At 68.4% G+C, this 13,798-nt stretch carries 13 protein-coding genes and 1 tRNA gene; 8 read left to right on the forward strand and 6 right to left on the reverse strand.

Going from position 1 to position 13,798, the window contains the following annotated elements:
• The first annotated feature begins 41 nt into the window (after positions 1-41).
• The 4 genes from fdhE to NGK62_RS13245 all read left to right on the forward strand — a co-directional run bounded on the left by fdhE (position 42) and on the right by NGK62_RS13245 (position 4,478).
• On the forward strand, positions 42-998 hold the full coding sequence (gene fdhE / locus NGK62_RS13230; protein WP_251878620.1) for a formate dehydrogenase accessory protein FdhE: 957 nt from the start codon (positions 42-44) through the stop codon (positions 996-998).
• On the forward strand, positions 998-2,428 hold the full coding sequence (gene selA, locus NGK62_RS13235) for an L-seryl-tRNA(Sec) selenium transferase (protein WP_059377146.1): 1,431 nt from the start codon (positions 998-1,000) through the stop codon (positions 2,426-2,428). Before fdhE ends, selA begins: the two co-directional genes overlap by 1 nt.
• Positions 2,425-4,359 carry a selenocysteine-specific translation elongation factor gene (selB, locus tag NGK62_RS13240; RefSeq protein ID WP_251878622.1) on the forward strand — a complete coding sequence of 645 codons (1,935 nt, stop codon included), beginning with the start codon at positions 2,425-2,427 and terminating at the stop codon, positions 4,357-4,359. Before selA ends, selB begins: the two co-directional genes overlap by 4 nt.
• Positions 4,360-4,382: 23 nt before the next feature.
• Positions 4,383-4,478, forward strand: a tRNA-Sec gene (locus NGK62_RS13245).
• Positions 4,479-4,494: 16 nt separating this feature from the next.
• Here NGK62_RS13245 and NGK62_RS13250 read toward each other — a convergent pair.
• Both NGK62_RS13250 and NGK62_RS13255 read right to left on the reverse strand, forming a co-directional pair.
• Entirely contained in the window at positions 4,495-5,034 is a 540-nt protein-coding gene (locus tag NGK62_RS13250; RefSeq protein WP_251878624.1) for a TlpA disulfide reductase family protein, read from the reverse strand.
• Between the two features lie 31 nt (positions 5,035-5,065).
• Positions 5,066-6,166, reverse strand: coding sequence for a transglutaminase-like domain-containing protein (locus NGK62_RS13255; protein ID WP_251878626.1), 1,101 nt, complete (start codon positions 6,164-6,166; stop codon positions 5,066-5,068).
• Between the two features lie 139 nt (positions 6,167-6,305).
• On the opposite strand from NGK62_RS13255, the gene selD reads away from it, so the two are divergent.
• Complete coding sequence (gene selD / locus NGK62_RS13260) at positions 6,306-7,370, forward strand: selenide, water dikinase SelD (protein WP_118932345.1); 1,065 nt, start codon at positions 6,306-6,308, stop codon at positions 7,368-7,370.
• 22 nt (positions 7,371-7,392) lie between these two features.
• Here selD and NGK62_RS13265 read toward each other — a convergent pair whose 3' ends face one another.
• A complete protein-coding gene (locus NGK62_RS13265) occupies positions 7,393-9,459 on the reverse strand; it encodes an LTA synthase family protein (protein WP_251878628.1) in 2,067 nt (688 codons plus the stop codon).
• A 95-nt stretch (positions 9,460-9,554) separates the two neighbouring features.
• A complete protein-coding gene (locus tag NGK62_RS13270; protein WP_118932347.1) occupies positions 9,555-10,472 on the reverse strand; it encodes a LysR substrate-binding domain-containing protein in 918 nt (305 codons plus the stop codon).
• Positions 10,473-10,642: 170 nt separating this feature from the next.
• Between NGK62_RS13270 and NGK62_RS13275 the strand changes: the two genes are divergently transcribed.
• From NGK62_RS13275 to NGK62_RS13285, 3 genes are read left to right on the forward strand one after another with little or no spacing between them, the layout of a single operon-like run.
• Entirely contained in the window at positions 10,643-10,852 is a 210-nt protein-coding gene (locus NGK62_RS13275) for a DUF2917 domain-containing protein (RefSeq protein WP_118932355.1), read from the forward strand.
• Between the two features lie 23 nt (positions 10,853-10,875).
• On the forward strand, positions 10,876-11,529 hold the full coding sequence (locus NGK62_RS13280; RefSeq protein ID WP_118932348.1) for a 2-hydroxychromene-2-carboxylate isomerase: 654 nt from the start codon (positions 10,876-10,878) through the stop codon (positions 11,527-11,529).
• A 41-nt stretch (positions 11,530-11,570) separates the two neighbouring features.
• Positions 11,571-11,738, forward strand: a complete 168-nt coding sequence (locus tag NGK62_RS13285) for a hypothetical protein (RefSeq protein WP_165867821.1) — start codon at positions 11,571-11,573, stop codon at positions 11,736-11,738.
• Between the two features lie 28 nt (positions 11,739-11,766).
• Here the strand turns inward: NGK62_RS13285 and NGK62_RS13290 are convergent, their stop codons facing one another.
• Complete coding sequence (locus tag NGK62_RS13290) at positions 11,767-12,144, reverse strand: DUF779 domain-containing protein (RefSeq protein ID WP_054455269.1); 378 nt, start codon at positions 12,142-12,144, stop codon at positions 11,767-11,769.
• Positions 12,145-12,201: 57 nt separating this feature from the next.
• Entirely contained in the window at positions 12,202-13,731 is a 1,530-nt protein-coding gene (gene adh, locus NGK62_RS13295) for an aldehyde dehydrogenase (RefSeq protein ID WP_059377164.1), read from the reverse strand.
• Between the last annotated feature and the right edge of the window lie 67 nt (positions 13,732-13,798).

The following is a 13,798-nucleotide window of genomic DNA, read 5'->3' on the forward strand; positions in this document are numbered from 1 at the left end:
CCTTGAAGGCTGGCAGCCGTGTTTTTTTACTGGAGACGCAAGTGCAGCGAATTCTTCCGCGCGGCGAGATCGAAGCGCTAGATCACAACCGCATTCCCCAAGTCAGCCTGCCGGACCGCGCGTCGGTTTTCGCCACGCGCGCAGCCCGCTTGCGGCAACTGGCGGCGGATAGCCCGGTGGCCGACTACCTGCTGCTGATGGCGCATCTGGTCGACGCCCAGCATCGCGCCCTGCAGGGCTGCGCCGCGCCCGAGGCTTCCGAGGAGCGCATTTCGCTGGCGCAGGCGCATGGCATGCCGCCCCTGCAGGCCGTGGGCTGGCCGCGCGACCCCTTGTGGCGCAACATCCTGGGCCAGCTGCTGGACCATGTCGCCGGCGCCAAGGACGTGCCGGCCGAGGCCATCGAAGTCTGCGCCGGCCTGCGCCGTGCGCTGGCCGAGGATCCGGAGTCGCTGGAGGATCTGGCCGAGGCGGTGCTGTCCGAACAGGACCAGGGCGTGGACGGCGCCGCGGCGCCCTTCGTGATGGCGGCCCTGCAAGTCTATTGGACCGATCTGGCCAGCCGTTTCGACGAAAAGCAGTTGCCCGTGGCCAGCCCCTTTGGCGTCTGTCCGGTGTGCGCCAGCCTGCCGGTGGCCAGCGTGGTGCGTGTGGGCGGGCAGTTCGAAGGCTACCGCTACCTGTGCTGCAGCCTGTGCGCGACCCAGTGGCACATGGTGCGGGTGAAATGCTCGCATTGCGAAGACGTGGAATCGGTGGCGTATCAGGCCATCGAGGGCCGTACGCCCGCCATCAAGGCGGAAACCTGCGACCACTGCCATACCTATCGCAAGATCTTCTACCAGGACAAGGACCTGCAGGTGGAGCCCGTGGCCGACGACCTGGCCAGCCTGATGCTGGACGTGCTGGTCGGCGAGGCGGGCTATTCGCGGGCCAGCGGCAATCCGTTGCTGTGGCACGGATCGGAGCCGGCGTCGGATCAGGGAGCAGAGCAGTAATGGCCGCACAAGCGCCCGAAGGCGGCGTGGCCGCGGTATCGGAGATCCCTTCGTTGGACCGGTTGCTGAATGCGCCGGCCATGCGCGCCGCGCTGGACGAGCACGGCCGCACCCAGGTGGTGGCGGCGCTGCGCCGGGATTTGGACGCGATGCGCGAACGTGCGCTGGCCGGCGGGCTGCCGCGCCAGGAGCTCGACGCCGACGCCGTGGCCGCGCGCGTGGCCGCGGCATTGGCCCGGACGGCCGAGCCGAAGCTGCGGGCCGTGTACAACCTGACCGGCACGGTGCTGCACACCAACCTGGGCCGGGCGCTGCTGCCCGATGAGGCGGTGGCCTCGGTGCTGCGCGCGCTCACCACCCCCGCCAACCTGGAGTTCGACCTGGACACCGGCGGGCGCGGCGACCGCGACGACCTGATCGATGAACTGTTGTGCGAACTGACGGGGGCCGAGGCCGCTACCGTCGTCAATAACAATGCGGCCGCCGTGCTGCTGATGCTGAACGCGCTGGCGGACCGGCGCGAAGTCGTGGTGTCCCGCGGCGAACTGGTCGAAATCGGCGGCGCGTTCCGCATTCCGGACATCATGAAGCGCGCCGGGGCCAAGCTGGTCGAAGTCGGCACCACCAACCGCACCCATGCCGCCGACTACGAAAACGCCATCGGCCCGCGCACCGCCATGCTGATGAAGGTGCATTGCAGCAACTACGCGGTCACCGGTTTCACCAAGAGCGTGAGCGTGGCCGAGGTGGCGGCGCTGGCGCACGCGCGCGGCCTGCCCGCTACCGTGGACCTGGGCAGCGGCACGCTGGTTGATCTGACCCAGTTCGGCCTGCCCAAGGAAGACACCGTGCGCGAAACCATCGCGGCCGGCGCGGACCTGGTCACTTTCAGCGGCGACAAACTGCTGGGCGGGCCGCAGGCCGGCCTGCTGGTGGGCCGCAAGGACCTGATCCGCAAGATCAAGAAGAACCCGCTCAAGCGCGCCCTGCGCGTCAGCAAGCTGACGCTGGCGGCCTTGGAGCCGGTGTTGGGTCTGTACCGTGCGCCCGAGTTCCTGGCCCAGCGCTTGACCACCTTGCGCTTGTTGACCCGCCCGCAGCGCGACATCCAGCCGCAGGCCGAACGCCTGCGCGGCGTCCTGGCGCAGGCGGCGGGCGAACACTACGCGGTCGAGGCCGTGCCCATGTTCAGCCAGATCGGCAGCGGCGCCTTGCCCGTGGACCAACTGCCCAGCTACGGCCTGGCCGTGCGCTACACCGGCAGCGGCCGCGCCGGACGGCACCTGGACAAGCTGGAGACGCAATTGCGCCGCCTGCCCGTGCCCGTGATCGGCCGCATTGCCGACGACGCCCTCTGGCTGGACCTGCGTTGCCTGGAAGCGCGCGACGAAGCGGCCTTCGCCGCGCAACTCGCGGAGCGCCTGGCGTGATCATCGGCACCGCAGGCCATATCGACCACGGCAAGACCACGCTGGTGCGGGCGCTGACCGGCGTCGATACCGACAGGCTCAAGGAAGAAAAGGCGCGCGGGATTTCCATCGAGCTGGGCTACGCATACACCCCGCTGCCCAACGGCGACGTGCTGGGCTTCATCGACGTGCCGGGGCACGAGAAGCTTGTGCACACCATGGCGGCCGGCGCCAGCGGCATCGATTTCGGCCTGCTGGTGGTGGCGGCGGACGACGGCGTCATGCCGCAGACGCGCGAACACCTGGCGATCCTGGCTTTGCTGGGCGTGGAACGCGGCGCGGTGGCGTTGACCAAGACCGACCGCGCCGATGCCGCGAGATTGCAGGCAGTGCGCACGGAAATCGCCGAACTGTCCGCGGGCACCTTCTTGCAGAACGCCCCGCTGTACGCCGTATGCGCGGCGCAGGCCGACGACCCGGGCGTGGCGCAACTGAAGGCCTATCTGCACGCCGAGGCGCAAGCCCTGCGCCAGCGCGACAGCGCGGGCCTGTTCCGGCTGGCGGTCGATCGCGTGTTCACCCTGGCCGGCCATGGCACGGTGGTGACAGGCACGGCCCATGCCGGGCTGGCGCGCGCGGACGACGACGCTGCCGACTTGCGGCTGATGCCTGCCGGCACGCGCGTACGCGTGCGCAGCATCCATGCCCAGAACCAGGCCAGCGAAACCGGCGCGGCGGGCCAGCGCTGCGCCTTGAATCTCGCAGGCATGGACAAGAACGCCATCGCGCGCGGCGACTGGATCGCGGATGCGCGCTGCTTCCTGCCGTCGCGCCATGTCGACGTGGCGCTGACGCTGCTGGCATCCGCCGACGCGCCGGTGCGCGCCTGGGCGCCGCTGCATGTGCACATCGGCGCCGCGCGCCACGTGGCGCACGTGGTGCCGCTGAGCGCGGAATCGCTGGCGCCCGGACAGTCCGGCTGGGTGCAGCTGGTGTTCGACGATCCTGTTTGTGTCATGCCGGGCGACCGCTACATTGTGCGCAACGCGCAGGCCACGCGCACGGTCGGCGGCGGCCGGGTGCTGGATCCGAACGCCCCGGACCGCAAGCGCCGGTCCGCCGCGCGCATGCAGTGGCTGCAGGCGCTGGCGGCCATGCTGGACGGCGCCGGCCTGCATCCCGTGCTGGAGCATGCCGCGCTGGGGCTGGACGAAGACGCCTTGCAGCGCCTGACGGGCAAGCCCGTGAGCGAGATCCCTGCGCCGCCCGCAGCGGTGTGGCTGGAGGCGCGTACGCCGCAGGCGCCGCGCACCCTGATCCTGGCGGCGCATTGGGATGCGCTGCGCGCCCGCGTGGAGCAGGCGCTGGCTGCTTTCCATCAAGGCGCGCCCGACGAACCAGGCCCCGACGGTCCGCGTTTGCGCCGCATGGCCATGCCCGCCGGCCCGGATGCGTTGTGGCAGGCGGCGCTGGACGATCTGCAGCGCGATGGCCGCATCGTGCGCAATGGCCCCTGGCTGCACCTGCCGGGCCATAGCGCGACCTTGGCGCCCGAGGAATCGGCGCTGGCCGGGCGCGTGCTGCCGCTGCTGGCGGCCGGCGCCTTCGATCCGCCCTGGGTGCGCGATCTCGCCCGCACGCTGGGTGAGCCCGAAGACCGCATGCGGCAACTGCTGCGCAAGCTGTTGCGGCGCGGCGAAGTGGCCCAGGTGGTGAAGGACCTGTTCTATCATCGCGACCAGGTGGCGGCGCTGGCGGCGCTGGCGCAAGGCCTGGCGGCGCAGCCCGAGGGCTTGAACGCCGCCTCGTTCCGCGACGCCACCGGTCTGGGCAGGAAGCGCGCGATCCAGATCCTCGAGTTCTTCGACCGCGTGGGATATACCAGGCGCTTGCGCGACGCGCACGTGTTGCGCCAGGAAAGCGCCTACGGAAGCCCGCGGCAGGCGCAGTAACCGGTATTATGGGCGGCCACCGTGGAAGGCATTCGTGCCCGGTGGCACGGCTGGGCTTCAAACCCAGTTGGGGGCGTCAGACGTTCCCAGGTAGGTTCGACTCCTGCTGCCTTCCGCCATCTCTTGCGCGGCGCACTAAGCCCGCAGCATCCCCGTCACTACGCCGCCTACCCGGTCCGAGTTCCAGTCCAGCTGTCCCAGATGCCAATATCGGACGGATCCCCCGCGGTCCACCAGATAGTTGGCGGGCAGGCCGACCGCGTCCCATTGCTTTGACGCCGTGCTGTTCCTGTCGTGCAGCACGGTACCCGCGACCGGCCATTTCGCCAGAAAGGCGTTGATCCTGGCCGCCGAATCGCCGACGTTCACGGCCACCAGGCGCAGGCCTTCCTCGCGATGGCGTTTGGCCATGGCGGACATGATGGGGATTTCATCGCGGCAAGGGTCGCACGAGGTGGCCCAGAAGCTGACGATGATCACGTTGCCGCGCCAGGAGGCGAGTTTCTTTTCGCGGCCGGCCAGGTCCGGCAAGGCCAGCGGCGGCGTGGACGCGGTCCAGGGCGCCCAGTCCGGGCCGGTGGCCTTCTTGAGCGCATCGTCGCTGGCGGCCCGGGCATACCAGGGCAGGGCCGCCAGCGACAGGCCGGACTGCAGGAGTAGGCGGCGGCTGATCATGGCGGTCCCCGTGGGTGGACAGTAGGCGGGCTTAGATGGAAAGCGGCTTGGCGCTGAGCTTGTAGCTGAAGCTGGCGGGATCCAGGCTGTCCAGCCGTCCGTCCGAGGTTTCGCCGTTGGGGTACATCAGGAACGGCACGGGACCGTGGGTAGCGCCCGGCAGGACCACGTCGTGGCCGTGGTTGTACGCCACCCAGTTCATTTCCCAGGCGCCGAACAGCATGACGCGCGCGGCGCGCACCTTGGGGTCGGTCAGCGGCAGTTCGCCGGGCGGCTCCTCCAGCATGACCTTGCGCACGTCGGCGGGGTCCACCGGCACCCAGCCGTAGCCCGCGGCATAGAACTCGGCGCGGCAGTGCTGCGCCTTGGTGACGTCGCCAGCCTTGCCCAGGCTTTTGTAGCCGAACTCGGAGTCCGCCACGCGCAGGCCGTAGGCGTCGCGGGCGGGTATGCCGGCGGCGCGGGCCAGCGCGACAAACAGGGAGTTGATGTCGGCGCACTTGCCGTTCAGATCGTTGGCCGTGAGCATGTAGCGCACGTCGCCCACGCCGCAGCCGCGGGTGGACGCGGTCCTACAGGTGTTCTCCACCACCCATTCGTAGATGGCGCGGGCCTGCGCCAGATCGCCGCGGTGGCCGCGCGTGATGCGGTCGGCGGTGCTCTTGACGATGCCGTCGGTGGGTAGCAGCGCGGTGGGCTGGAGGAATTCGCGCAGCGCGGCGGCGCTTTCGCGGGGGGCGCCGGCCGAGGGCGGCTGGCTCAGGTCCACGCGCCGGTTGCGGGTCTGGAAGCGGCTGGTGACCGTGACCTGGCGCGGCGCCTGCGCGTCAGGCCATTGCACGGCCAGCATCTGCACGCCGTAGCCGGGCGCCTGGGTCAGTTGGGCGACGCCGCCGCCGCTGACCTGCCAGGCGCTCTGTGCGCCGCGCTGGTAAGGGGTGTCCGTGGCGTAGGGGACCGGAATCCAGATGCGCGCGTGCGCGCCCGGATCCTGCACGGTGATGTCGGTGGTCAGTTCGAAGGCGCGCCATCCGGTGCTGACGGGGGCGAGTCCCGCGCGCGCCGCCCTGGGCAGGGTCGCGCTGGCGGCGCACAGGGCGCCCGAGAAACGGAGGAAATGTCGGCGATCCATGTAGCCCTCACTCACGGTGAAGATTGGCTGTCGGTGCGCCCGGGGCCGGGCGGCCGTCCGTTGCTGCGTGCTGCTGGATCATCATAGGGCCAATCCCGGGGGCGGTGCTATCCTTTTCCACTGACCTATGGAGATTGAGATGACCACCCAGGATGTTGCCAGCGCGGCGGTGCCGCGATTGACTTCGCTTTCGCACGGCGGCGGCTGCGGCTGCAAGATCGCGCCCGGCGTGCTGTCCGAGCTGCTCAAGCGCTTCGGCCCGGCGGTCAGCTACCCCGATCTGCTGGTGGGGACCGAGACGGCCGACGACGCGGCGGTCTACCGTCTGAACGACGAACAGGCGCTCATCGCCACCACCGATTTCTTCATGCCCATCGTCGACGACCCCTACGACTTCGGCCGCATCGCCGCGACCAACGCGCTGTCGGACGTTTACGCGATGGGCGGCACGCCCATCATGGCGCTGGCCATCGTGGGCATGCCGATCAACGTGCTGCCGCACAGCGTCATCGCCGACATCCTGCGCGGCGGCGAAGCCGTCTGCAAGGACGCCGGCATTCCGGTGGCCGGCGGCCACAGCATCGACTCCGTTGAACCCATCTATGGCCTGGCGGCGATGGGCCTGGTGCATCCCGCCCGCATCAAGCGCAACGCCGACGCGCGCGCCGGCGATGTGCTGATCCTGGGCAAGGCATTGGGCGTGGGCATTCTGTCGGCCGCGCTGAAGAAGAACCGGCTGGACGACGCTGGCTACCGCGCCATGATCACCGAGACCACCCGCTTGAACCGGCCCGGCCCGGCGCTGGCCGCCATGGAAGGCGTGCACGCCATCACCGACGTGACCGGCTTCGGCCTGTTGGGGCATACGCTGGAAATGGCGCGCGGCGCGCAACTGACGGCGCATGTGCGGCGCGATGCGCTGCCCTGGCTGCCCGGCGTGCAGGCCTTTGCCGCGGACGGCGTCATCACCGGCGCGTCCGGCCGCAACTGGGCCTCCTATGGCGCGTCCGTGCGCCTGGGTGAGGGCGTGAGCGACACGGAGCGCGCCTTGTTGACCGATCCGCAGACCGCGGGCGGACTGCTGGTGGCCTGCTCGCCGGACGCCGCGCAGGCGGTGCTGGACCTGTTCCGCCAGCACGGCTTCGAGCAAGCGGCCGTCATCGGCGACATGCGGGCGGGCGAACCCGAAGTGCGCGTCGACTGAAAACCCCTGGCAGGCCTGGGCGCTAGCGCGCCTGGCCGGCGCGGCCCAATTCCTGCACCTGGTAATTGATCTGCCAGTGCAGCAGCTCGGTGTAGGCGTTCAGGCGGACCTGCTCCGCCCATTGTTCCGCCGTCGCGTCCTGCTCCGCCTCCAGCGCCAGTCCCGATGGACCTGCCCAGGGCAGGATGCGGCCGGGTTTGCCCTGCCGGAACACCCCTTCATCGGTCAGCAGCACGTGCTTGCTGTTGAAGCCGAAACACCAGGCCGGATCGGGCTGGGCGGCCAGTAGGTCGCAGCCGCTGCGGAAGTAGCGAGTCTCCGGGAGGCTCAGGTGATACAGCGTGGGCAGGATGTCCTTGTGGCTGCCTACGCGCGCCGGGTCGTAACGCGCCTGTGTCCGGTAGGCCTGCGGCACATACAGGTAGAACGGCACGGCGCGCGCCAGCGCCGCGTCCTTCGGATCCTGATAGTCGATGCCCAGGATGTTGTGGTCGCCGGTCACGGCGACGATGGTCCGCGACGCGTAGTCCGATGCCTTCAGGCGCGTCAGGAAGCCCCCCAACTGATCGTTGGCATATCGCAGCGTGTCGAATGCGGCCGCCAGCGTGTCCCAGGTCTTGAAGTAGGGCAGGCTGGCCACATCGTCCAGGGGCAGGCCGCCGCGCTGGCCGCCGTCGGGCACGATGAACGGAGGGTGATGGGTGGTGGACAAGGCCACGATGAATAGCGGCTGGCCGTCCTGGGTGCCTTGCGCCAGCCGCTCTTCGATATAGCGGAACATGTACTCGTCGGGCACGCCCCAGGTTCCCGTCCGTGCTTGGGGATAACGCATTCTGAGGGTCTGCTGATCCACGAATTCATGCGCGCCCAGCTTGGTGGCGAAGACGCCGAGGTTGCGCCAGGTGGCGGCGCCGGAGGTGACGAAGACGACCCGGTAGCCGCGTTGCAGAAAGGGCGTGAAGGCGTTGCTGGCGAATGGCGTGTCCACCGCCGACGATTGGCCGACGGCGGCAATGGGGCTGCGCACCAGCAGCAGGCTCAAGGATTCTATGGTGCCGTTGCCTTCGGCCACGAAGCGCTCGAATACCCAGTCCTCGCGCCAGTGCGGACGCAGTGCGCCGAGCAGGTCGCGGTCGGGGTTGTCATAAGCGTTCAGATGCGCGCCCATGCTCTCCATGACCTGCAGCACCACGTGGGGCGGTCTTGCGGCTGCCGCGGAGTTGGGTGCGGTTGTGGCCATGAATGGCCGCAGGCCGTTGTCCGGCCAGCCCAGAAAACGCTCGTAGAGCAAGCGCCCCTCGCGCAAGGTGACGGGTTCGAAGCGCTTGTCGTTGCCGCGGTCGGACAGGGCCCACGAAAAGGCCGAGACGCCATTGGGCGCGATGTCATTGAGCAGGCGCAGCGACGAGATGCTGGTGTCGTCCTTGTTGAGCGGAAACTTGCCCAGCGAACCTCTACAGGCCAGCACGGTGATGCCTATGATCAGCGCAAACCGCAACAGGCTGGGAATGAACGCGCGGCGCTTGAACCGCATGCCTTGCACCCAGCCGCGCCAACGGCGGCCGAGCCACCAGGTCCCCGCCAGCACCGCCGCCAGCAGCAGGCCTGCCTGCGTCAACGGGTAGCCATGCCACAGGGTCATCAGGATGGCCTGGGTGTCGTCGTCCACCAGCCCGAACACGAAGATGTCGATGGAACGGGAAAATGTGGCGAAGTAGAAGACGCTGACGATCGTGATGGCCGCGAACAGCGTCGCCATGGCTGCGCCCAGTCCCGGCAGATGGCGCTGCCAACGCCGTTGCAGCCCGGGTCTGGCCGCCGCCGCCATGGACAGCAGCAGCAGCGCCGAACAGGCGATGCTGGCGACCTTGATGTCGAACAGCAGCCCTGTCGTCAGGCTGCGCCGCACGTCCTGCGGCAGCGCGTCATAAGTCCCCGGCGCGGCATAGCGCAGCAGCAGGTAGACGCGTCCGGCGCTTTGCGCCAGGACGCTGATCAGCCAAGGGGCCAGCAGGACCAGGAAGGATCGCTGAAAATTGACGAACCAGTCTTGCCACCCGAGCGCCGGACGGAAATGCCTAATCAACATCTTGGGAGCAGGGTTACGGATCAGCGCCGCAATCTACCGGAGCAACCATCCCAAGTTATGAAGATCTGTATAAATTTTGTAGCGCGGCGCCGCGTCTACGCGGTCAGGTCGCGCGCGGTGGCTTCGGCCTGTTCGATCAGCCAGCGTGTGACGACCTCGGCGTCCGGCGTGGCGCGGCGCGTATTGCGCACCAGCCAGTAGGCGTGCTCGGTGGCGCTGGCGGCCTGGCCGCCGACGGCCTCCAGCCGTTTGTCCGCCAGCATCGGCGCAATCAGCGCCAGCCGGCCCAGCGCGATGCCGTGGCCCGCCAGCGCCGCGTGCACGATCTGGTCGTACTGGTTGAAACGCAGCATGCCCCGGGTGGGCACGCGGGCCAGGCCGCGCGCATTCAGCCATTCCGACCATTGCAGCCAGGGACGCGTCGGGTCGTCGAATTCCAGCAGCACGTGGCGTTGCAGTTCCTCGGCATCCAGCAGGCGGGCCTTGAGCGAGGGGTGGGCCACCGGCACCACGGCCTCGCCGAACAGCCAGGTTGCGCTGTCCGGCACGCCGTCGCGCAGGCTGTAGCGGATGGCGATATCCACGCTTTCGCGGTCTATGTCTATCAGCCGGTTGTCGGCCGCCACGCGCACGTCGATGTGCGGATGCGCCGCCTGGAAGTCCCCCAACCGCGGCAGCAGCCACAGCGAGGCCACGCCTATGGTCGTGGTCACGGTAACGGGCGTGCGGCGCTCGGGGGCGCGCAGCTGCTCGGTCAGGTCGCCCAGCTGGCTCAGCCATACGTCGGCCATGCGGAACAGCTGTGCGCCCTCGGAGGTGAACGACACGCTGCGGAATCCGCGCACCAGCAGGGGCACGCCCAGGTGGGCCTCCAGCGCCCGGATCTGGCGGCTCACGGCCGACTGGGTCACATGCAGATCCTGCGCGGCCAGGGTGATGCTCATGCGGCGGCCCACGGCCACGAAGCCTCGGACCAGATCAAGCGGTGGGAGTTTGGCCAGCGGATATGGCATTCGTAAAACTCATGCGTGTCGGACGGAAATGTCGCTTGAGCAATAGTACCTCCAGGGCGTTCAATAGGACTCAGACGACGGGTGTAGGGCGCATAGCCCCGCCATCCGCCGCGATCGCCGCCGCCGCGGCCCAGGGGTACGCCATGATCCAGGTATGTTGCACTGCGGGAATGTCATTTCGTCTGGCCGGCGGCTCGACTATGCTGCTCAAACGCGCCTCGGGCGTCCGCATCGTGTGTCACGCCGGCACCTTGTGGCTGTCCGAATATCAGCGTTTCGATGACAGCGTGCTTCAAGCCGGTGATTCCATCACCGTCGGCAGCGATCGCGATGTCGTTCTCAGCGGCCTGCCGGATGCGCAGGTCGCGCTAATTTCGTAGCAGCTTGTCCCGGAGCTCCAGTCATGACCGCGCCCCTGCCCGATACGCCCCGCATCGAGATGTGGTTCGATTTCGCCAGCCCGTACAGCTATCTGGCCATCGAACGCGTCGACGCCCTGGCGCAAGAGGCCGGGGTCCGGGTGGATCTGCGGCCGTTCCTGCTGGGTCCGATCTTCCAGGCCCAGGGCTGGAACGACACGCCGTTCCGGCTGTTTCCGGGCAAGGGCGCCTACATGATGCGCGACATTGCCCGCCTGGCTGAAAAGTACGGCCTGGTCTACAACCGTCCGCGCCTGTTTCCGCGCATGAGCGTGCTGCCCGCGCGCATCGCGCTGCTGGGGCAGGACGAGCCCTGGGGCCGCGATTTCTGCGTGGCCGTGTTCCGCGCCAATTTCCAGCACGACCTGGACATCCAGTCCGAGGACGTCGTGCATGGGCTGCTGACGGACCTGGGGCTGGACGCCGCCGCCTTGATCGCTCGTGGCAAATCCGAAGCCGCCAAGGAGGCGCTGCGCCGCCAGGTCGACCGTGCCCGCAACCTGGGCCTGTTCGGCGCGCCCACATTCTTTGTGGACGGCGAGATGTTCTGGGGCAACGACCGCCTCGAAGATGCGCTGGAATGGACCCGCCGCGCGGCGCCCGCCAGCGCCTGGAGCACATCGGCCGCGCGCACTTGAGCGCTGCCCAAGCAAGTTTTTTCGTCAACGCAACTTCAGCAATGAAAAACGCCAGCAGTGCCTATCGCGGCGCGCCCATGCCGGGCGGCCGTTCGTTCACGCAGTTCCGCGCCGCGCGCATCCGGCGCGTGTCGTTCCAGTGGAAACAGGCTGCCGATGCCGGCACGCCGGACAAGGGCAGTCCGCAAGGCGGGCCGCGGGGCCGCTAGGACCCCGCGCGACCAGCCGGCTAGGGGCTCAGCCCTTGCTGACAGGCGCCACCCGCGCCCACTCCTCGTCCGAGTACAGCCGCGAGCGCAGCAGGAAGCGCTTGCCTTCCGCGCTGTCCAGCGAGAACGCGCCGCCGCGGCCGGGCACGGCGTCGATGATGAGCTGGGTGTGCTCCCAGTACGCGAACTGGTCCTCGCCCATGTAGAACGGGCAGCCTTCCAGTTCGCCCAGCAGCACATCCGATCCGCCCACCATGAATTCGCCCTGGGCATAGCACATGGGCGAACTGCCATCGCAGCAGCCGCCGGACTGGTGGAACATCAGCGGGCCGTGCTTGGCCCGCAGCGTTTCGATCAGGCTGCGCGCCTCGTCGGTGGCGACCACGCGCGGCGTTTGCTCTGCCATGTCAGGCTCCTTTGAGGCGCGCCGGGCCTCGCGGCCCGGCGCCGGCACACAACCGGGTCAGAAGAAACCCAGCTTCTTCGGCGAGTAGCTCACCAGCAGGTTCTTGGTCTGCTGATAGTGGTTGAGCATCATCTTGTGGTTCTCGCGCCCGATGCCCGATTGCTTGTAGCCGCCAAACGCCGCATGCGCAGGATAGGCGTGATAGCAGTTGGTCCACACGCGGCCCGCCTTGATGGCGCGTCCCATGCGATAGCAGGTGTTGGCGTCGCGCGACCACACGCCCGCGCCCAGGCCGTAGAGCGTGTCGTTGGCCAGGGCCAGCGCGTCGTCGGCATCCTTGAAGGTCGTCACGGCCACCACCGGCCCGAAGATTTCCTCCTGGAACACGCGCATCTTGTTGTGGCCCTTGAACACCGTGGGTTGCACGTAATAGCCGCCTTCCAGCGCGCCCTGCATCTGCGCGCGCGAGCCGCCGGCCAGCACGTCGGCGCCTTCCTGCTTGCCGATGTCCAGGTACGACAGGATCTTCTCCAGCTGCTCGGTGGACGCCTGCGCGCCCAGCATGGTGTCCGCGTCCAGCGGATTGCCCTGCTTGATCTCGGCCACGCGCTTGAGGGCGCGTTCCATGAACTTGTCGTACAGGGATTCCTGGATCAGCGCGCGGCTGGGGCAGGTGCAGACCTCGCCCTGGTTCAGCGCGAACATGACGAAGCCTTCGATCGCCTTGTCGAGGAAGTCATCGTCCTGCGCGGCCACGTCGGCGAAGAAGATGTTGGGCGATTTGCCGCCCAGTTCCAGCGTGACCGGAATGATGTTCTGCGAGGCGTACTGCATGATGAGGCGGCCGGTGGTGGTCTCGCCGGTGAAGGCGATCTTGGCGATGCGCTTGTTCGAGGCCAGCGGCTTGCCCGCTTCCAGGCCGAAGCCCGTGACCACGTTCACCACGCCCGGGGGCAGGATGTCGCCGATCAGTTCCATCAGCAGCAGGATGCCCAGCGGCGTCTGCTCGGCGGGCTTGAGCACCACGCAGTTGCCCGCGGCCAGGGCCGGCGCCAGCTTCCACGCGGCCATCAGGATGGGGAAGTTCCACGGAATGATCTGGCCCACCACGCCCAGCGGTTCGTTGAAGTGATAGGCCACGGTGTCGTGGTCGATCTCGGACAGCGAGCCTTCCTGGCTGCGGATGCAAGAGGCGAAATAGCGGAAGTGGTCGATCGCCAGCGGGATGTCGGCGGCGCGCGCTTCGCGGATGGGCTTGCCGTTGTCCCAGGTTTCGGCCGTGGCCAGGCGCTCCAGGTTCGCCTCCATCACGTCGGCGATCTGCATCAGCATGCGGGCGCGCTGCGCGGCCGGGGTCGCTCCCCATTTCGGCGCGGCGCGATGCGCGGCGTCCAGCGCCAGCTCGATGTCGCGCTCCTTGGAGCGGGCATTGCGCGTCAGCACCTGGCCCGTGACCGGCGTGACGTTGTCGAAGTATTCGCCGTCGGAGGGCTTCTGCCATTTGCCGTCGATGAAATTGTCGTACTGGGTCTTCAGGTCCAGGCGCGTGCCGTAGGAGTCGGGGGTGATGCGGGTCGCGATGTCCATGCTTGTCTCCGGTATTGTGGGGGTGCGGCAGTCGGCTGCCTGTCCTTTATCAAGCAAGGAGCGTGCC

Source organism: Achromobacter sp. Marseille-Q4954, from assembly GCF_943737025.1.
GTDB lineage: Bacteria > Pseudomonadota > Gammaproteobacteria > Burkholderiales > Burkholderiaceae_B > Achromobacter > Achromobacter bronchisepticus_A.

Coding starts and splice junctions, on each gene's coding strand:
- selA (WP_059377146.1), top strand. CDS start 998: ATGGCCGCACAAGCGCCCGAAGGCGGCGTGGCCGCGGTATCGGAGATC.
- NGK62_RS13250 (WP_251878624.1), bottom strand. CDS start 5,034: ATGATCAGCCGCCGCCTACTCCTGCAGTCCGGCCTGTCGCTGGCGGCC.
- NGK62_RS13255 (WP_251878626.1), bottom strand. CDS start 6,166: ATGGATCGCCGACATTTCCTCCGTTTCTCGGGCGCCCTGTGCGCCGCC.
- selD (WP_118932345.1), top strand. CDS start 6,306: ATGACCACCCAGGATGTTGCCAGCGCGGCGGTGCCGCGATTGACTTCG.
- NGK62_RS13265 (WP_251878628.1), bottom strand. CDS start 9,459: ATGTTGATTAGGCATTTCCGTCCGGCGCTCGGGTGGCAAGACTGGTTC.
- NGK62_RS13270 (WP_118932347.1), bottom strand. CDS start 10,472: ATGCCATATCCGCTGGCCAAACTCCCACCGCTTGATCTGGTCCGAGGC.
- NGK62_RS13275 (WP_118932355.1), top strand. CDS start 10,643: ATGTCATTTCGTCTGGCCGGCGGCTCGACTATGCTGCTCAAACGCGCC.
- NGK62_RS13280 (WP_118932348.1), top strand. CDS start 10,876: ATGACCGCGCCCCTGCCCGATACGCCCCGCATCGAGATGTGGTTCGAT.
- NGK62_RS13285 (WP_165867821.1), top strand. CDS start 11,571: ATGAAAAACGCCAGCAGTGCCTATCGCGGCGCGCCCATGCCGGGCGGC.
- NGK62_RS13290 (WP_054455269.1), bottom strand. CDS start 12,144: ATGGCAGAGCAAACGCCGCGCGTGGTCGCCACCGACGAGGCGCGCAGC.
- adh (WP_059377164.1), bottom strand. CDS start 13,731: ATGGACATCGCGACCCGCATCACCCCCGACTCCTACGGCACGCGCCTG.